Source organism: Agromyces molybdatiresistens, from assembly GCF_052748445.2.
Genome location: NZ_CM188258.1, coordinates 1 through 17336, shown reverse-complemented (window position 1 = coordinate 17336; position 17336 = coordinate 1). Strand labels below are relative to the sequence as shown.

Sequence of the window (17336 nt, the reverse complement as noted above, 5' to 3'; positions counted from 1 at the left end):
CCCGGCCCGTCAGGTCGCGCGCACCAGCGGGTGCAGCGACCGCGATCGCTCGCGCGCCTCCGGCAGCCCCGCGAGGGCGAGCCAGTTGCCGAGCATCCGATAGCCGCCCTCGGTGAGCACCGACTCCGGGTGGAACTGCACGCCCAGGATCGGCGCGGTCGCGTGGCGGAGACCCATGATGACGCCGCCCTCGGTGCGGCTCGTGACGACGAGCTCGTCGGGCACCGTGCCGTCGACGACGGCGAGCGAGTGGTAGCGGGTCGCGGTGAAGTGCTGCGGCACGCCGTCGTAGAACGGGCTGTCGTCGTGCACGACCTTCGAGGTCTTGCCGTGCATCAGCTCCTCGGCGTTCGTCACGATGGCGCCGAACGCCTCGGCGATCGCCTGGTGGCCGAGGCACACGCCGAGGATCGGCTGGCCCGAAGCGAGCGCCGCCTCGACGACGGGGATCGAGACGCCCGCGTCGGCGGGCTTGCCCGGGCCGGGCGAGATGAGGACCGCGTCGTACTCGGCGATGCGGTCGGCGACCTCGTCGGCCGGGATGTCGTCGTTCCGGACGACCTCGGTCTCCGCGCCGAGCTCCTGCAGGTAGCCGTTCAGCGTGTACACGAAGCTGTCGTAGTTGTCGATGACGAGGATCCGGGTCATTGCTCCACCGTGACGTCGATTGGGTTGACGATCCCGTCCACCCACGGGAAGACCCAGGCGAACAGGACGAAGATCACTCCGGCGAGGATCGCCAGCACGAGGATGACGCGGAACCAGACCGGTCCCGGAAGGATACGCCACAGAGCCGGGTACACGCTCATCGCCCCCATGCCGCGACGTCGGCGGCGATCTCGTCGGGCGGTCCCTCGGAGGCCGGACGCCACGACTCGAGCACGCCGTAGGCGATGATGCGCTCGGCGGTCGAGTACAGCGGGTTGCAGGTGGTCAACGTGATGAGCCGATCGGTGGCGGCGAGCTCGGGGTGGTGCGGCACCGGCGCGAGCACGCCGACGGCGTCGGGCGCGACGTACTCAAGGTCGCGGAACCGGTAGGTGTACCACCCGTCCGCGGTCTGGATGAAGATGCCGTCGCCGAGCCGGAGCCGGTCGATCTCGTGCATCCCGCCGCCGTAGGCACTGCGGTGCGCGGCGATGGCGAAGTTGCCGATCTCGCCGGGCATCTGCGTGCCCTCGTAGTGCCCGACCCCGGTGTCGGCGTCGTTCAGCACGTCGAGGCCGGTGCCCTCGGCGATGGTGCGCTGCGAGTCGTCGCCGAACCTCGGCACGTACATCACGGCGAAGGCGTCGCCGTACGCGTGCTCGGTCGCGTCGACCGGCGGCTCGATCTCGTCGGCCGGGATCGCGTCGGACGAGGCCTCGTCGGTCGCGACGCCCGAGGCCTCGCTCGGGGCCCCGGCCTGCTCCCGCCATCCGGTCGAGAGATCGGATGCCGCGGCGGACTGCTGCGCGCCGGTGATCGCGTCGTTCCACCAGAGCTGCCACCCGAGGAAGAGCAGGACCAGCACCCCGGCGGTGAGCAGCAGTTCGCCGATGACGCCGACGACGCTCACGCGCCGGCGCTGCGGCGGCCGCGGCGTGGGTGCATCGCGCATGACGGCGAGTCTATTCGGCAGCCGTGGCCCGGTCGGATCCGCGGATCCCGCGCAGAACCGGGTGCAGTAGAATCTCGGGCATGGCACGCACTGATTCTTCGAAGCCCGCGCGCGCGGAGCAGCCGAGCGGCGAGGACGCGCCGAACCCCGTCTGGTTCAAGCCCGTGATGTTCGGCTTCATGCTGCTCGGGCTGGTCTGGATCATCCTCTTCTACGTGAGCCAGGGCGCCCTCCCCGTCGCGGCGCTCGGCTCGTGGAACATCCTCGTCGGCTTCGGCATCGCCTTCATCGGCTTCCTCATGACCACGCGCTGGCGCTGACGCCGGCCCGAAACCACCTCGAAGCGGGGCGGATGCTGCGGCATCCGCCCCGCTTTGCTCATCTCTGCACAGTGTTATCCACACCTTCCACAGGTTTCTCCACATACTCCACACCCTGTGGAGAGGCGGAACGCCCGGAATTGCGGACATCGTTCTGAATCACACCCGTGTAACTCTCCCCAACTGTGGACAGCGTTGTGGATAAGTCCGCCGTACCGCTCACAATCACCGGGTTTGGCGGTGTCGGAGCCGGCGCGAATGCGCGCGGAAGCGCCCGCGCGACCGGCTCGTCCGCGTGCGGAGGGAACAGCGGCGCGTCAGAGGAGCGGCAGGTAGAAGTACCGCAGGCTCAGGACGATGAGGACGACCACCAGACCCGCGAGCAGCAGCCACTGCAGGCGCTGCTGATCGCGCTTGCGCGTCTCGACGAAGATGAGCCCGACGATGGCGCCACCGATGAGGCCGCCGAGATGCGCCTGCCAGGCGATGTTGAACCCGGGCACGAATCCGATGACGAGGTTGATCCCGACGAGGATCAGGAGCTGCGTGGCGTTGCCGCCGAGCCTGCGCTGGATCACGAGGAACGCGCCCATGAGGCCGAAGATCGCACCTGAGGCGCCGACGACGCTCGTGTTCGGATCGGACAGCCAGATGACGCCGACCGATCCGGCGAGCCCGGAGATGAGGTAGAGCGCGAGGAAACGCCATCGGCCGAGCACGTTCTCGAGCAGCTGTCCGAAGATCCACAGCGTGTACATGTTCAGTGCGACGTGGAAGATCAGCTCGGTCGAATGCACGAGCACGGTCGTGAAGAGGCGCCAGGGCTGGAACGCCACCTCACTCACGGCGAGCGGCGTGAAGTACAGCCAGTTGGTGACGCCGAGCCCCGGGATAAGCTGCAGCACGTACACCGCGAGCGTGATGCCGATGATGGAATACGTCACCACTGGGGCGCCCCGGCCGGCCGCCGAGCGCGCGCGCGTCAGCACCGCGGGCTTGGTCCGCGGTGCTGACGCACGCTGCTCGCGCATGCATTCGGGGCAGATGACGCCGACGGGCGCCGGCGTCTGGCATTCCCCGCAGATCGTGCGCCCGCAGCGCTGGCACAGCACGAAGCTCTGCCGGTCGGGATGCCGATAGCAGGTGTTCGCGCGCTCGGGCGCCGGGTCGCTCACCGGGGGTCGGGGATCTGGATCAGGCCTGCTCGACGGTGATCTTCTCGATCACGACGTCGTCGAGCGGACGGTCGCGGCCGTCGGTGGGCACCGACGCCAGCTTGTCGACGACCGCGCGGCTCGCGGCATCCGTCACCTTGCCGAAGATGGTGTGCTTGCCCTGCAGCCAGGTCGTCGGGCCGACGGTGATGAAGAACTGCGAGCCGTTCGTACCCTTGCCGCCCTGGATGCCGGCGTTCGCCATCGCGAGGATGTAGGGCTCGGTGAAGTCGAGCTCGGGGTGGATCTCGTCGTCGAATCGGTACCCCGGTCCGCCGATGCCCTGGCCGAGCGGGTCGCCGCCCTGGATCATGAAGCCGGGGATGATGCGGTGGAACACGACCCCGTCGTAGAGGGGGTCGGTGGTGGTCTGGCCCGTGCCCGGGTGCGTCCACTCGATCTCGCCGGTCGCGAGGCCGACGAAGTTCTTCACCGTCTTCGGTGCGTGGTTGCCATAGAGGTCGACCTTGATGTCGCCGTGGTTGGTGGTGATCGTCGCGACTGCGGTGGGATTCGGCATACCGACGATTCTCTCATGCACGATTCGGCACGGCGCTGGCAACCCCCGGCCTTCCCACCCCACATCCAGCCGGTTCGGTGGCAGGATGGAGGAGTTCGCTGCACAACGATGGAGGTCGAGATGAGCCTGTCACGCAAGCGCCGGAAGGAACTCAAGCGACTGCGCAGCAGTGCAGAGGAACTGTGGGGGACCCAGCAGGACGTGCTTGATCACGCGAGCAAGGTCGCGCGTGAGGCGAGCCGTCAGATCAACCTGCTGACGCAGGAGGAAGTCGTTCCGCGCGTGCGCACCGGGTATCAGACCTACGTCCGTCCGGGCGTCGACCAGGCGCGCACCTATGCGCGCAGTGCCGGCGACCAGGTCGAGCGTACGCTCGGCAGCGCGCTCGGATCGCTGCTGTCGATCGGCGACATCGCCAACGACACGCGGGTGCGCCGTGCTATCGGGCGCGTTTCGCCGAGCGCGGCGGCCGAGCTCAAGCGCAAGCAGGGGCCCGGAGTCGGCACCTACCTCGCGATCGGCGCCGGCGTCGTCGCGGCGGTCGGCGTCGCCTACGCGGTCTGGCAGACGTTCCGCGCCGACGACGAGCTCTGGGTCGCCGACGAGGAGCCCGGCACCGCGACCGGCTCCGAGGCCGCCGCTCCGTCGCCGGTCATCTGACCCCACGGTTTCCCGAGCCCCCATCCGACGCGGATGGGGGCTCTCGCCGTCTCCGGCACCCGCAGGGTCAGTGCTGGCACCGATTTCCGGCCGATTCCGGATTTCCCCTTGCGAGTAATGAGCGAACGACGCTATGGTCGTGACTCGGCCCCACCGATCACGGTCGGGCACGGCACAGGAGAGGAGGCGAGACCCCATGATGATGCAGCGAATCCAGACGCCCATTCGACCGGCGGTCGCCTTCCTCGGCGCCCCGTTCGCGGCCTGCTAGCTCGCGCGATCCCGCGCTGACCGCTCGAAGCAGGTCCACCGCCTGACGAGGCACGCCCGCAACGCGGGTCGGCGCCAGTCCCCTCGGCACCGGATCACCTGATCCGCGTCATCCGACACGTTCGGCTCGCCGATCCTCTCCCGCCACTCGTGCGCCTTCGCCACGCTCGCCCACGGGGCGACGGATGCCGCGTCACGACATCCCGGGAGCCCGCATCCGTCACCTCCCGACGCGTCGCATCCGCGCGCGCCATCCATCACCACCCCGATGAAGGAATCACCGTGAACACCTCACTGACCGCAACACGTTCGACCGCGCAACAGGCCGCGGCCGGGGCCGAGCGCCTGCAGGAGCGCCTTGCGCGCCGCGCCGGACTCGCGCTCCTGGCATGGAGCCGCGCTGCCGAGGCACGCCGAGCTCACGCCGAGCTGGCGCGCACCGTCGGCCTCCAGCGAGAGGCGGCGCGCCTCCGCGAGGAGAACTTCAGCACCCTCGCGCTCGTGGCCCGGACGCTCTGATCGCCATGAGCACCGTGTCCGGACCGATCACGACGGCCCCGTCCGCTCGCCGGGCGGGGCCGTCGCCCATCTCCGGGAGCGACCTCCCTCAGGCGCGCGGCGGCGCGCCGTCCGCCGGCTCCTCCGCGTTCATGCGCAGCGCGATGTCGAGCAGGCTCACCCGCGTCAGCGACGCGACCTCGTCGAGCGGGAACCACTTGGCCTCGTCGCTCGAACCGCCGACCTCGTTCTCCAACCGCCCGCCGACGACGTGCGCGCGGTACACCACCCGCATCGCGTACAACGGAGCCGAGCCGTGGTGCCGCTTCGCGGCGGGCACGACCATGGTGTCGATGCCGAGCAGCCGGTCGATCTCGGCCTCGTAGCCGGTCTCCTCGCGGATCTCGCGCCGGGCCGCCTGGAGGGGATGCTCGGCCCCCTCGATGCCGCCGCCCGGCAGCGTCCACGCCGACCGCCCGTGCTCGTTCCAGTGGGACAGCAGGATCTCACCGTCGCGGATGATGACCCCGTACGCGGCGATGCGGATGTCCATCACGCCACTGTATTCCCCGCGACGAGCTCGAGCACGCCCGTGCTCGACTGGTTCGGGGGATGGACGCGGGCGCGCCACCCTGCGGCGCGGGCACGGGTCGCCGCGACCGGCAGCTGGCGGGCACCCAGCTCGAGGAGCAGCGACCCGCCTGGGACCAACCACGGTCCCGCGCCCAGGATCAGGCGGCGAGCGTGATCGAGCCCGTCGGCCCCGCCGCCCACGAGCGCCCCGGTCGGCTCGTGGTCTCGCGCCTCTCGGGGCATGAGCCCGACTTCGGTCCCGGGGACGTACGGCGGCACGGCGGCGATCACGGTGATGCGTCCGCGGAGTGCACGGGGCAGGCCGTCGAACGCGTCGGCGTGATGCACGCCCGCTCCCGCGGGCAGGTTCCGGCGGGCGAGCGCGATCGCTGCCGGATCCCGGTCGGCCGCGTGCACCTCCACCCGGTCGACGGACGCCGCGACCGTCGCCGCGAGCGGCGCCACACCGCAGTACGGCTCGAGCATGACCGGCACGGCCGCCGCACGGGCGCGCCGGACGGCGAGCCGCGCCAGCCGGAGGCTCCGCTGTCGCGGCACGAAGACGCCCGGCCCGACCGCGAGTCGAAGTGCGCCGAACCGCACCCATCCGACGAGCGGCTCGAGCGGCTCGCCCGCGACGCGACGCCGCACGAGCTGCTCGAGCTCGGCGTCATCCGCCGCCGACTCGATGAGGACGGCGGCCTCGTCCTCGGCGAACACGCTGCCCGCCGCCCGGAGGCGCGACGCGATCACGTGGATCACCGGATCGGGACGGGAAGGCACTCCCCCAGTCTGGCGCAGGGAGGCAGGCTGGGCGCCGGACATGAGTCGGCGGCTCGGAACCGGGTGGTCCGAGCCGCCGACGACGCGTGCAGGACGCGTCAGGCTCGATCAGTCGCCGCAGAGGCCGCGAGCGATCTCGTTCTTCATCTGCCCGCCGACAGCCTGGACGACCTCGCCGACCCCGTTGAAGCCGAGGGCGCCCTCGGTGTTGAGGGTCTTGTGGATGCCGCCGAAGCATGCGGCGTCGTTGGGTGCGGCGTTCGCGGGGCCTGCGGCGAGACCGACCGCAGCGAGACCGACGATGAATCCGGTGGCGAGAATGCGCTTCATTGGACTTCCCCTTCTGTCTGCGGGTGCCATCCACCCGACATCCCTTACTTCCGGGATCGGAGTGGGATCGGATGCACCCGGCCCGAGAAATCTCGGACGGACTCGGAGGCGGCAGGATCGGTCGGTGATCGGCGTGCCGTCGAGGGACCTGGAGGATCGGCGGCCGATGAGGGGAACCGGACTGTGGAGCCTAGGAGATTCGAACTCCTGACATCCTGCTTGCAAAGCAGGCGCTCTACCAACTGAGCTAAGGCCCCGGGGCGGATGCCTGGGGCACCCGGGTGTGGAGTTATCGGAGTGGGGATACGAGGACTTGAACCTCGGACCTCTTCGTTATCAGCGAAGCGCTCTAACCGCCTGAGCTATATCCCCGGATTTCGGCCGAAGGAAAGACTACCCGAAGGGGTGCGAATCTCCGAATCGAGCCGACGGCGCCCTCAGTTGTTCGTGAAACCGACCAGGATGCCGCCCGTGATCTTCACGCTGAGGTTGTACAGCACCGCCACGACCGCACCCAGCGCGGTGGTCACGACGAGGTTCAGCAGCGACGCCACGACGGCGAAGCCCATGACGTTGCCGACCGACAGGATCGAGCGGAGGTCGGTGCCCGCGCCCGCGACATCCTGCACCAGGCTGTTCAGGTTCTCGAACAGGCCCGTCGACTGGACGATCGTGAAGACGAGGAACGTCGCCACGATGTTCACGACCGAGAGGCACACCGCCACCAGGAAGGACAGCTTCACGGCCGACCAGAAGTCGATGTAGACCAGGCGCAGGCGCACCTGCTTCGCCGGGGGCTTCCGGTTCGACTTGCCGGCCAGCTTCTCAGCGACGCTGCTCATGACGGTCACTCCTCTTCCGCGGTCTCGGCCGCTTCGGGCTCTGCGGCCTCATCCACCAGGTTGCGTTCGGAATTCTTCGCGATCGCGATGATGCGATCGTCCGCGACGAACTTCGCGAACACGACGCCCATCGTGTCCCTGCCCTTGGCGGGGACCTCGGCGACGTCAGAGCGTACCACCTTGCCGCTGGCAAGAACCACGAGGACCTCGTCCTCGCGTGCGACCGTCAGCGCGCCCGCCAGGTCGCCGCGATCGTCGCTCAGCTTGGCCACCTTGATGCCGAGGCCGCCGCGCTGCTGCTTGCGGTACTCCTCGATCCTGGTGCGCTTGGCGTAGCCCCCCTCCGTCACGATGAAGACGTAGGTGTTCGCCGCGCTGTGCTTCTGCCCCGTGGCATCCGCCGGCGCATCGGCCCCGTCGTCGCCGTTGGAATGGGGCACGACGGATGCCGCGAGCAGCTCGTCGCCCGAGCGGAAGCTCATGCCCTTCACGCCGGAGGTGGAGCGACCCATGGGCCGGAGCGCCTCGTCCGTCGCCTCGAAGCGGAGCGACATGCCCTTGCGCGAGACGAGGAGGATCTCGTCGTGCTCGTCGACCAGCATCGCCGAGACGAGCTCGTCGCCCTCGCGGAGGTTGATCGCGATCACGCCGCGCGAACGGTTGGTGTCGTAGGCCGTCAGCTCGGTCTTCTTGACCAGTCCGTCGCGCGTGGCGAGGACGAGGTAGTCGGCCACGCCGTAGTCGCGGATGTCGAGGATCTCGGCGATCTCCTCGTCGGGCTGCAGTTCGAGGAGGTTCGCGACGTGCTGGCCCTTCGCGTCGCGGCCGGCCTCCTGGATCTCGTAGGTCTTCGCCCGGTACACGCGGCCCATGTTCGTGAAGAAGAGGAGCCAGTGGTGGGTGGTGGTGACGAAGAAGTGGTCGACCACGTCGTCGGCGCGCAGCTGCGCGCCCTTCACGCCCTTGCCGCCACGGTGCTGCGAGCGGTAGTTGTCGCTGCGCGTGCGCTTGATGTACCCGCCGCGCGTGACCGTGACGACCATCTCCTCCTCGGGGATCAGGTCTTCCACCGACATGTCGCCGTCGAAGCCCGGGACGATGTGCGTGCGGCGCTCGTCGCCGAACTTGTCGACGATCTCGCGCAGCTCGTCGGCGATGATCGTCCGCTGACGCGACGGGGTCGCGAGGATGTCGCGGTAGTCGGCGATCTGGCGCTCGAGCTCGGCAGCCTCGTCCGTGATCTTCTGGCGCTCGAGCGCGGCGAGGCGGCGCAGCTGCAGCTCGAGGATGGCACGGGCCTGGAGCTCGTCGATGTCGAGGAGCGTCATCAGCCCGTCGCGTGCGTCCTCCGCGGTCGCCGAGCGGCGGATGAGCGCGATGACCTCGTCGAGCGCGTCGAGCGCCTTGAGGTAGCCGCGCAGGATGTGCATCCGTTCCTCGGCCTTACGCAGGCGGAACTCGGTGCGGCGGACGATCACGTCGACCTGGTGGTCGACCCAGTGCGAGATGAACCCGTCGATCGAGAGCGTGCGGGGCACGCCATCGACGATCGCGAGCATGTTCGCGCCGAAGTTGTCCTGCAGCTGGGTGTGCTTGTACAGGTTGTTCAGCACGACCTTGGCGACCGCGTCGCGCTTCAGCACGATCACGAGGCGCTGGCCGGTGCGACCCGACGACTCGTCGCGGATGTCGGCGATGCCGGCGAGCTTGCCGTCCTTCACCAGGTCGGCGATCTTGACCGCGAGGTTGTCGGGGTTGACCTGGTACGGGAGCTCGGTGACGACGAGGCAGGTGCGGCCCTGGATCTCCTCGACGTTCACGACGGCGCGCATCGTGATCGAGCCTCGACCGGTGCGGTACGCGTCGTGGATGCCCTTGACGCCGAGGATCTGCGCGGCCGTCGGGAAGTCCGGGCCCTTGATGCGCTGGATCAGCGCGTCCTGCAGTTCCTCGCGCGAGGCATCCGGGTTCTCCAGCGCCCACAGGGCGCCGTCGGCGACCTCGCGCAGGTTGTGCGGCGGGATGTTGGTCGCCATGCCGACCGCGATGCCGACCGAACCGTTGACGAGCAGGTTCGGGAATCGGCTCGGCAGGACCGTCGGCTCCCGCGTGCGGCCGTCGTAGTTGTCCTGGAAGTCGACGGTCTCTTCCTCGATGTCGCGCACCATCTCCATGGCGAGCGGCGACATCTTGGTCTCGGTGTAGCGGTGCGCGGCCGCGCCGTCGTTGCCCGGCGAACCGAAGTTGCCCTGCCCGAGCGCGAGCGGGTAGCGCATCGACCACGGCTGGACGAGGCGCACGAGCGAGTCGTACACGGCGCTGTCGCCGTGCGGGTGGAACTGGCCCATGACGTCGCCGATGACACGCGTGCACTTCGAGAACGCACGGTCGGGGCGGTAGCCGCCGTCGTACATCGTGTAGATGACGCGGCGATGCACGGGCTTCAGGCCGTCGCGCACGTCGGGCAGCGCACGCCCGATGATCACGCTCATCGCGTAGTCGAGGTAGGACCGCTGCATCTCGAGGTGCAGGTCGACCTGGTCGATCCGACCGTGGATGCCGAAGCCCTCGCCCGCGCCGGGCTCGATCGTGTCAGATGTCAAGGAAACGCACGTCCTTCGCGTTCTTCTGGATGAATGACCGGCGGGACTCGACGTCGTCGCCCATCAGGGTCGAGAAGATCTCGTCGGCTGCTGCGGCGTCGTCCATCGTGACCTGCAGCAGCGTCCTCGACTCGGGATTCATGGTCGTGTCCCACAGCTCCTGGTGGTTCATCTCGCCGAGGCCCTTGTAGCGCTGCACGCCGTTGTCCTTGGGCAGGCGGCGACCGGCCGCCTGGCCGTCGGCGATGACCGCGTCGCGCTCCCGGTCGGAGTAGACGTAGTCGTGGTCGGCGTTCGACCACTTGATGCGGTACAGCGGCGGCTGGGCGAGGTAGACGTAGCCCATCTCGATGAGCGGCCGCATGTAGCGGAACAGCAGCGTGAGCAGCAGCGTCGTGATGTGCTGGCCGTCGACGTCGGCGTCGGCCATGAGGACGATCTTGTGGTACCTGGCCTTCTCGGGGTTGAAGTCCTCGCCGATGCCGGTGCCGAACGCGGTGATCATCGCCTGGATCTCGGCATTGCCGAGCGCTCGGTCGAGGCGCGCCTTCTCGACGTTCAGGATCTTGCCGCGCAGCGGCAGGATGGCCTGCGTCTCGGGGTTGCGCCCCGTCTTGGCCGACCCGCCGGCCGAGTCGCCCTCGACGAGGAAGATCTCGGAGACCGTCGGGTCCTTGCTCGTGCAGTCCGAGAGCTTGCCGGGCATCCCGCTGCTCTCGAGGAAGCCCTTGCGGCGGGTCGCCTCGCGGGCCTTCCTGGCCGCGAGGCGCGCGGTCGCCGCCTGCAGCGCCTTGCGGATGATGTCGCGAGCCTGGTTCGGGTTGCGATCGAACCAGTCGCCGAGCTGGTCGCCGACGACGCGCTGCACGAACGACTTCGCCTCGGTGTTGCCGAGCTTCGTCTTCGTCTGTCCCTCGAACTGCGGCTCGGAGAGCTTGACCGAGATGACCGCCGTGAGGCCTTCGCGCACGTCGTCTCCGGAGAGGTTGTCGTCCTTCTCCTTCAGGATGCCCTTCTCGCGCGCGTACCGGTTGACGAGCGTCGTGAGCGCTGCCCGGAAGCCCTCCTCGTGCGTGCCGCCCTCATGCGTGTTGATCGTGTTCGCATAGGTGTGCACCGACTCCGTGTAGGCCGTGGTCCACTGCATGGCGACCTCGAGCGCGATGTGACGGTCGGTGTCCTCCGCCTCGAACGAGATGATCTCGTCGTTGACGAGCTCGACCTTCTTCGACCGGTTGAGGTACTCCACGTAGTCGACGAGTCCGCGCTCGTACAGGAAGGTGTCGGTGCGCTGCACCGGAATGGTGATGGCGCCGGTGGTCGGCGTGTCCTCCGGGTCGATCTCCACGTGCCCGGCGCGCAGGTCGGTCAGCGTGATGCGCAGCCCCTTGTTGAGGAACGCCATCTGCTGGAAGCGGGTGCGGAGGGTCTCGTAGTCGAACTCGACCGTCTCGAAGATCTCCTCGCTCGGCCAGAACGTGATCGTGGTTCCGGTCTCGGTGCTCGCCTCGTCCCGGGAGAGCGGTGCCTCGGGCACGCCGACGCGGTACGACTGCCGCCAGACGTGGCCCTGGCGCTTGACCTCGACGTCGAGCCGGCTCGAGAGCGCGTTGACGACCGAGGAACCGACGCCGTGCAGGCCGCCGGAGACCGCGTACCCGCCGCCGCCGAACTTGCCGCCCGCGTGCAGCACGGTGAGCACGACCTCGACGGTGGATCGCCCCTCGGTCTTGTGCACGTCGACCGGGATGCCGCGCCCGTTGTCGATGACGCGGACGCCGCCGTCGGGCAGGATCGTCACGTCGATGTCGTCGGCGTGGCCGGCGAGTGCCTCGTCGACGGAGTTGTCGACGATCTCGTACACGAGGTGGTGGAGTCCGCGGGGCCCCGTCGAGCCGATGTACATGCCGGGGCGCTTCCGAACCGCTTCGAGGCCCTCGAGAACCTGGATCGCGTCGGCGCCGTATTCGGGCGCACCCTGGGCCTTCGTCGGTTCAGCTGTCATGGGTGAATCGGGCTCCAAACCGTCGTTCTGGCGACTCTCGATCCTATCAAGTCCGAGGGGTCCCCCGAGCCGCTCCGCGCCGATCTGCGGGCCCGAGACAGGCGAAGTGACCGATTTTGCCGTCTCAGCCGTAGGTGTCGCGTGGACCGCGCCCTGGAACCGATCTGGGACCCTTTTTCCAGGTGGGGGCATCCGGCCCCTGGAAACGGATCGTGTCGACGCCGGCGCGAGGGTGCCGTTCGAGGATCGCCCGGATGAGTTCCTCGCGCATCATCCGCAGTTGCGTCGCCCAGGCCGTCGACTCGCATCGCACCTGCAGGACGCCGCCCTCGATGGCGATCGGCTCGGAGTGGCGCGCGATGTCTTCGCCGGCGATCTCGGGCCATGCGGAGAGCAGGTCCTGCTGCGAGAGCGGGCCCGTCCAGCCCAGCTGCGCGGTGAGCGCGTCGATCGCGGAACCGAGCGACTTCGGGTCGCGCCCGGGCGCGAACGGCTCGCTGCCCTCGGCCTCGCGCGTACGAACCCGAGCCCGGCCCGGGCGGATGCGGGGCTCGCCGCCGAAGATCTCGCGGAAGTGCTGGTACGTGCGCGCGGCCTCAGACACCGGATGCCTCCGACGGCATGGGTTCGGCGGACGCCTCGGTGCCGGGGCCCGCGTCTCCGGACGGCGCGTCCGGCTCGCCGCCGCGCGACGAGCCGGGGACCTCGACGACCTCACCTGCCGCGATGCGGATCACCCGGTGCGACAGCGGCTCGGGCACGTCCTCCAGCACCGCGGCCGTGATCAGCACCTGCTCGTAGCCGCCGACGGCGGCGGCCAACCGCTCGCGGCGGAGGCGGTCGAGTTCGGCGAAGACGTCGTCGAGCACGAGCACCGGGTCGCCCGTCGACGAGTCGCGTCGCAGCAGCTCGGCCGAAGCGAGGCGGAGCGCGAGCGCGAACGACCAGGACTCTCCGTGACTCGCGTAGCCCTTCGCCGGCAGGCCGTTGAGCAGGAGCAGCACGTCGTCGCGGTGCGGGCCGGCGAGCGTGACACCGCGCTCGAGTTCCCGGCGGCGCAACGAGGCGAGCGCCGCGGCGAAGCGTTCCGCCGTGGTGGCCGTGCCCGGCCCCGCCTCGGCACCGGTGCCGTCGCTGCCCGAATCGGGCGCGGCATCCGTCGACTCGTCGTCGGGATCGGCGCCGTCGATCGAGAGCACGGGCTGCAGCTCGGGGCGGTGGTCGGCGTCGACGATCGAGCGGTACGCGGCGGCCACCGGTTCGCGGAGCTCGGACACCAGGTCGTTCCGCCGGTCGATGAGCTCGGCGCCGAGCGCGACGAGCCGCTCGTCCCAGATGTCGAGCGTGGTCAGCTGGGAGGCGGCGAGCCCTCTGGCGCGGGCGCTCTTCAGGAGTGAGTTGCGCTGCTTCAGCACGCGGTCGTAGTCGGCCATGACGCCGGCGAGACGCGGCATGCGCTGCACGAGCAGGCCATCGAGCATGCGGCGCCGCACCGACGGCTCGCCCCGCACGATCGCCAGGTCTTCCGGCGCGAAGAGGACGGTGTGGGCGTATCGCGGCAGGTCGCGCGGCTTCGCCGAGCCCCGGTTCACCTGCGCCCGGTTGGCCCCCTGCCGGTTGAGCTGCAGCTCGAGCAGGACCTCGCGGCCGTCCGCCGACAGCACCGCGCGGACGATCGCAGCATCGGCCCCGGCGCGGATCAGCGCCTGGTCGCTCGACACGCGGTGCGATCCGAGCGTGGCGAGGTACCCGATCGCCTCGACGAGGTTGGTCTTGCCCTGCCCGTTGCGCCCGACGATGACCGTCGCGCCCGGTTCGAACGACAGCTCGGCCGAACGGTAGTTGCGGAAATCGGTGAGCGAGAGCCTCGCGACGTGCACGGTGCGGCTCCCTTCCTGCGAACCCCCACGCTACCCGCCGCCGCCGACAACGCCGGCGCGGTCGGTGCTCAGCGCAGCAGCAGGTTCGGCTGCAGCAGGTAGCGGTAGCTGTCCGCGCCCGCCTGCTCGCGCGAGGTCTGGCTCGTGATCAGCACGGGACCCGGCTTGTTCGGGTTCTCGGTCTTCGTGAACGAGATGCGCACGAACTCGCTCGGCACCGCCTGCAGTCCGTCGAGGAGGAACTGCGGCTTCAGCGAGACCACCGTCGGATCGCCCGTGAGGATCGCGTCGATCGACTCCGACGCCTGGGCCTGCTCGCTGCCGATCGCCTCGAGCGTGAGTCCGTCCTCCGAGAACGAGTACCGCAGCGCGGCCTCGCGCTCGAGCACGAGCGCCACCCGGCGGGTCGCCTCGATGAGCTCCGCGGTGTTCATGACCGCGTAGTTCTCGACCGTGTCGGGGAACAGCCGGCGCACGGGGGGGAAGTTGCCCTTGATGAGCAGGCTCGTGACCGTCTTGCGATCGGCGGAGAAGGCGATCAGCTCACGGTCGTCGCGGCTCGTGATCGCGACCGAGATCGTGCCCGAATGGCCGAACGTCTTGCCGACCTCCTGCAGCGTGCGCGCCGGCACGAGCGCGGTCGTCGTCGCGTCGCCGTCGCCGGCCACCCCGCCGCCGTCCCAGTCGATCTCGCGGATCGCGACCCGGTAGCGGTCGGTCGCCACGAGGCTCAGGTTGGTCTCGCGCACCTCGAGCTGCACGCCCGTGATGACCGGGGTGACGTCGTCCCGGGATGCCGCGACCGCGACCTGCGCGACGGCCGACGCGAACTCCTCGGCGGGGACCACGCCGGTCTGCTCGCCGATCTCGGGGATCGACGGGTATTCCTCGACGGGCATCGAGAGCAGGGTGAAGCTGGCCGATCCGCAGGTGACGGAGATGCGCGACTCCTCGGTCGACACGCGCACAGGGGCGTTGGGCAGGCGGCCGGCGATCTCGGCGAGCAGACGACCGGACACGAGGACGGTGCCAGGCTCCTCGACGTCGGCCTGGATCGCGGTGCGCGAGGACACCTCGTAGTCGAAGGAGGAGAGGACGAGGCCGTCGCCCTCAGCCTGGATCAGCACCCCGGAGAGGATCGGGAGGGTCGTGCGCTGCGGGAGCAGCTTGACGGCGAACGACACGGCCTCACTGAAGACGTCGCGATTGACCTGGAACTTCACGGTTCTCCCGTCGTGGAGGTGCTGGGTGGCTCCCATGCTATCCGGACGCCCGTTTCCGGCGCGGTGTTTTCGCGCGTCCCGGTGCACGTCCCACGGGCGCTCCCGACCGACCGATCCCAGGTTGCCGAACGCCGTGTGTTAATCCAGATATCTCTTAACGGTGTTAACCGGTGTGGAAACTGTGGATGGCGTTCGGAGATCCGCCTGAGCAATGGCATGCGGGCGGTTCGAGGCTGTGCACGGTGTGTGGAAACCCGGGCGCGCGGCATCCGTCGTCGCCGACCGCCGTTCGGAGTTGTGCACAGGGCGAGTCGGCGTCTCAACAGTCGTGGCGCGGTTGCTCGTTAACAATCCACAGATTTTCCACACCTGTGCGGAATCGTGTCGGCGCGCTCTCAGGAAGCCGGAATCGCCGGCTTGGGCGGTCGGCGACGGAGCCCCGGTTGGAACGGTGCGCGCGCCGGACGCCACGAGCTGCCGAGCGGGCGCGCGACATCCGTCGCCCGGATTCAGCGGTAGCGGGCGGTCTGCTTGATGCGAGCCGTCAGCTCGGTGACCTGGTTGTAGATCGAGCGGCGCTCCTTCATGAGCTCCGAGATCTTCTTGTTCGCGTACATCACCGTCGTGTGGTCGCGATTGCCGAACAGCTGGCCGATCTTCGGCAGGCTGAGGCTCGTGAGCTCCCGGCAGAGGTACATCGCGATCTGCCGTGCGGTCGCGACGGCCTGCGATCGGCTCGACCCGTACAGGTCGTCGACCGTGAGCTTGAAGTAGTCGGCGGTCGCCGTGATGATGTCGACCGGCGCCACGACGTTGTCCGTGTCATCGGTGATCAGGTCCTTCAGGACCGTCTGCACGAGCGGCATGTCGACCGGCGTGCGGTTCAGGCTGGCGAACGCGGTCACGCGGATGAGCGTGCCCTCGAGCTCGCGGATGTTGCTCGAGACCTTCGACGCCATGTACTCGAGGATGTCGTCGGGCACCTGGAGGTGCTCGTTCTGCGCCTTCTTGCGGAGGATCGCGATGCGCGTCTCGAGGTCGGGCGCCTGGACGTCGGTGATGAGGCCCCACTCGAAGCGGCTGCGCATGCGGTCCTCGAAGCCCGTGAGGTGCTTCGGGGGCACGTCGCTCGTGATCACGACCTGCTTGTTGTGGTCGTGCAGCGTGTTGAAGGTGTGGAAGAACGCCTCCTGCGTCTCCGCCTTGCCCTGCAGGAACTGGATGTCGTCGATCAGGAGGATGTCGATGTTGCGGTAGCGCTGCTGGAAGAGCGAGCCGCGGTTGTTCGCGATGGAGTTGATGAAGTCGTTCGTGAACTCCTCGGAGCTCACGTAGCGCACCCGGATGCCCGGGTAGAGGCTCATCGCGTAGTGGCCGATCGCGTGCAGGAGGTGCGTCTTGCCGAGGCCGGAATCGCCGTAGATGAACAGCGGGTTGTAGGCCTTGGCCGGCGCCTCGGCGACCGCGACCGCCGCCGCGTGGGCGAAGCGGTTGGACTGGCCGATGACGAAGCTGTCGAAGGAGTACTTCGGGTTCAGCCGCGCGTCGCGCGGCCGGTCGACGCTGCCGCTGCCGCTGTCGAAGATGGGCTGCGGGCCGACCGGGACGTCGTCGGTCGCGGTGTCGAGGCCCATCCCCATCGCGCCGGCCGACATGCCGAGGCCGCCCATGGCCGGGCCGGTGCCGCCGACGGACGACCCCGGGCCCATCGCGTTGCCCGAGACGGGTTCCGCCGGCCGCAGCTCCTCGAGTTCGGGGTTCACGACCACGTAGAACGAGGTGACCGGCGAGGGCGCGTCGATCGCGCTCATGGCCGAGAGCAGGGACACCCGCATCCGCTGGTTCAGCATGCTCGCGGTGAAGTCGTTCGGCACCTCGAGGTAGAAGGTGCCCGCGGCGATGCCCTTCGGTTCCACCAGGTTGAGGAAGCCCTGGAGCATCGGCGTGATGGCCTCGTCGTCGGAGAGTCTCCCGAGGACCGTCGCCCACGTCTCGCTGATGGGCTGTTCCGTCAT

At 69.1% G+C, this 17336-nt stretch carries 18 protein-coding genes and 2 tRNA genes; 3 read left to right on the top strand and 17 right to left on the bottom strand.

What is annotated here, in order from left to right; genetic code table 11:
* Positions 1-9 precede the first annotated feature (9 nt).
* From ACULK2_RS00100 to ACULK2_RS00090, 3 genes are read right to left on the bottom strand one after another with little or no spacing between them, the layout of a single operon-like run.
* Positions 10-648 (bottom strand): anthranilate synthase component II, encoded by a 639-nt coding sequence (locus ACULK2_RS00100; protein WP_445967762.1) that lies wholly within the window; start codon positions 646-648, stop codon positions 10-12.
* Positions 645-809: a hypothetical protein gene (locus ACULK2_RS00095; RefSeq protein ID WP_445967763.1), complete on the bottom strand. Its 165-nt coding sequence runs from the start codon at positions 807-809 to the stop codon at positions 645-647. Before ACULK2_RS00095 ends, ACULK2_RS00100 begins: the two co-directional genes overlap by 4 nt.
* Positions 806-1600, bottom strand: coding sequence for a class E sortase (locus ACULK2_RS00090; protein ID WP_445967764.1), 795 nt, complete (start codon positions 1598-1600; stop codon positions 806-808). The genes ACULK2_RS00095 and ACULK2_RS00090 overlap by 4 nt, the downstream gene beginning before the upstream one ends.
* 80 nt (positions 1601-1680) lie before the next feature.
* Between ACULK2_RS00090 and ACULK2_RS00085 the strand changes: the two genes are divergently transcribed.
* Positions 1681-1920: a cell division protein CrgA gene (locus tag ACULK2_RS00085; RefSeq protein ID WP_430646827.1), complete on the top strand. Its 240-nt coding sequence runs from the start codon at positions 1681-1683 to the stop codon at positions 1918-1920.
* A 317-nt stretch (positions 1921-2237) separates the two neighbouring features.
* On the opposite strand, the gene ACULK2_RS00080 is transcribed toward ACULK2_RS00085, so the two are convergent.
* Together ACULK2_RS00080 and ACULK2_RS00075 are read right to left on the bottom strand one after the other, a co-directional pair.
* Positions 2238-2864: a rhomboid family intramembrane serine protease gene (locus tag ACULK2_RS00080; RefSeq protein WP_445967765.1), complete on the bottom strand. Its 627-nt coding sequence runs from the start codon at positions 2862-2864 to the stop codon at positions 2238-2240.
* Between the two features lie 250 nt (positions 2865-3114).
* Entirely contained in the window at positions 3115-3654 is a 540-nt protein-coding gene (locus ACULK2_RS00075; protein ID WP_445967766.1) for a peptidylprolyl isomerase, read from the bottom strand.
* A 15-nt stretch (positions 3655-3669) separates the two neighbouring features.
* Between ACULK2_RS00075 and ACULK2_RS00070 the strand changes: the two genes are divergently transcribed.
* Together ACULK2_RS00070 and ACULK2_RS00065 are read left to right on the top strand one after the other, a co-directional pair.
* Positions 3670-4314 (top strand): hypothetical protein, encoded by a 645-nt coding sequence (locus ACULK2_RS00070; protein ID WP_445967767.1) that lies wholly within the window; start codon positions 3670-3672, stop codon positions 4312-4314.
* Between the two features lie 552 nt (positions 4315-4866).
* A complete protein-coding gene (locus ACULK2_RS00065; protein WP_445967768.1) occupies positions 4867-5103 on the top strand; it encodes a hypothetical protein in 237 nt (78 codons plus the stop codon).
* 88 nt (positions 5104-5191) lie between these two features.
* On the opposite strand, the gene ACULK2_RS00060 is transcribed toward ACULK2_RS00065, so the two are convergent.
* The 12 genes from ACULK2_RS00060 to dnaA all read right to left on the bottom strand — a co-directional run bounded on the left by ACULK2_RS00060 (position 5192) and on the right by dnaA (position 17336).
* Positions 5192-5635, bottom strand: a complete 444-nt coding sequence (locus tag ACULK2_RS00060) for an NUDIX hydrolase (RefSeq protein ID WP_445967769.1) — start codon at positions 5633-5635, stop codon at positions 5192-5194.
* Positions 5635-6438, bottom strand: a complete 804-nt coding sequence (locus ACULK2_RS00055; RefSeq protein ID WP_445967770.1) for a class I SAM-dependent methyltransferase — start codon at positions 6436-6438, stop codon at positions 5635-5637. Before ACULK2_RS00055 ends, ACULK2_RS00060 begins: the two co-directional genes overlap by 1 nt.
* Before the next feature lie 108 nt (positions 6439-6546).
* Positions 6547-6768, bottom strand: a complete 222-nt coding sequence (locus ACULK2_RS00050) for a hypothetical protein (protein ID WP_445967771.1) — start codon at positions 6766-6768, stop codon at positions 6547-6549.
* 184 nt (positions 6769-6952) lie between these two features.
* Positions 6953-7025 (bottom strand) — tRNA-Ala (locus ACULK2_RS00045).
* Between the two features lie 41 nt (positions 7026-7066).
* Positions 7067-7140: transfer RNA gene (locus ACULK2_RS00040), tRNA-Ile, on the bottom strand.
* Between the two features lie 65 nt (positions 7141-7205).
* Positions 7206-7610: a DUF3566 domain-containing protein gene (locus tag ACULK2_RS00035; RefSeq protein WP_129233062.1), complete on the bottom strand. Its 405-nt coding sequence runs from the start codon at positions 7608-7610 to the stop codon at positions 7206-7208.
* Positions 7611-7615: 5 nt separating this feature from the next.
* Positions 7616-10129 carry a DNA gyrase subunit A gene (gyrA, locus tag ACULK2_RS00030; RefSeq protein WP_445968212.1) on the bottom strand — a complete coding sequence of 838 codons (2514 nt, stop codon included), beginning with the start codon at positions 10127-10129 and terminating at the stop codon, positions 7616-7618.
* A gap of 73 nt (positions 10130-10202) precedes the next feature.
* Positions 10203-12218, bottom strand: a complete 2016-nt coding sequence (gyrB, locus tag ACULK2_RS00025) for a DNA topoisomerase (ATP-hydrolyzing) subunit B (RefSeq protein ID WP_445967772.1) — start codon at positions 12216-12218, stop codon at positions 10203-10205.
* A gap of 124 nt (positions 12219-12342) precedes the next feature.
* Positions 12343-12822 (bottom strand): DciA family protein, encoded by a 480-nt coding sequence (locus ACULK2_RS00020; protein WP_445967773.1) that lies wholly within the window; start codon positions 12820-12822, stop codon positions 12343-12345.
* The gene (gene recF, locus ACULK2_RS00015; RefSeq protein ID WP_445967774.1) at positions 12815-14098 is read right to left on the bottom strand and encodes a DNA replication/repair protein RecF; all 1284 of its coding nucleotides are present in this window, start codon (positions 14096-14098) and stop codon (positions 12815-12817) included. Before recF ends, ACULK2_RS00020 begins: the two co-directional genes overlap by 8 nt.
* A gap of 68 nt (positions 14099-14166) precedes the next feature.
* The gene (gene dnaN / locus ACULK2_RS00010; RefSeq protein ID WP_445967775.1) at positions 14167-15321 is read right to left on the bottom strand and encodes a DNA polymerase III subunit beta; all 1155 of its coding nucleotides are present in this window, start codon (positions 15319-15321) and stop codon (positions 14167-14169) included.
* A gap of 509 nt (positions 15322-15830) precedes the next feature.
* Positions 15831-17336: a chromosomal replication initiator protein DnaA gene (dnaA, locus tag ACULK2_RS00005; protein WP_501044942.1), complete on the bottom strand. Its 1506-nt coding sequence runs from the start codon at positions 17334-17336 to the stop codon at positions 15831-15833.

Excerpts from the sequence above, each read along its gene's own strand:
- ACULK2_RS00075 (WP_445967766.1), bottom strand. The coding sequence starts at position 3,654 with ATGCCGAATCCCACCGCAGTCGCGACGATCACCACCAACCACGGCGAC.
- ACULK2_RS00100 (WP_445967762.1), bottom strand. The coding sequence starts at position 648 with ATGACCCGGATCCTCGTCATCGACAACTACGACAGCTTCGTGTACACG.
- ACULK2_RS00090 (WP_445967764.1), bottom strand. The coding sequence starts at position 1,600 with ATGCGCGATGCACCCACGCCGCGGCCGCCGCAGCGCCGGCGCGTGAGC.
- gyrA (WP_445968212.1), bottom strand. The coding sequence starts at position 10,129 with ATGCAGCGGTCCTACCTCGACTACGCGATGAGCGTGATCATCGGGCGT.
- ACULK2_RS00050 (WP_445967771.1), bottom strand. The coding sequence starts at position 6,768 with ATGAAGCGCATTCTCGCCACCGGATTCATCGTCGGTCTCGCTGCGGTC.
- dnaA (WP_501044942.1), bottom strand. The coding sequence starts at position 17,336 with ATGACGGAACAGCCCATCAGCGAGACGTGGGCGACGGTCCTCGGGAGA.
- ACULK2_RS00060 (WP_445967769.1), bottom strand. The coding sequence starts at position 5,635 with ATGGACATCCGCATCGCCGCGTACGGGGTCATCATCCGCGACGGTGAG.
- ACULK2_RS00070 (WP_445967767.1), top strand. The coding sequence starts at position 3,670 with ATGCACGATTCGGCACGGCGCTGGCAACCCCCGGCCTTCCCACCCCAC.
- ACULK2_RS00035 (WP_129233062.1), bottom strand. The coding sequence starts at position 7,610 with ATGAGCAGCGTCGCTGAGAAGCTGGCCGGCAAGTCGAACCGGAAGCCC.
- gyrB (WP_445967772.1), bottom strand. The coding sequence starts at position 12,218 with ATGACAGCTGAACCGACGAAGGCCCAGGGTGCGCCCGAATACGGCGCC.
- ACULK2_RS00095 (WP_445967763.1), bottom strand. The coding sequence starts at position 809 with ATGAGCGTGTACCCGGCTCTGTGGCGTATCCTTCCGGGACCGGTCTGG.
- ACULK2_RS00085 (WP_430646827.1), top strand. The coding sequence starts at position 1,681 with ATGGCACGCACTGATTCTTCGAAGCCCGCGCGCGCGGAGCAGCCGAGC.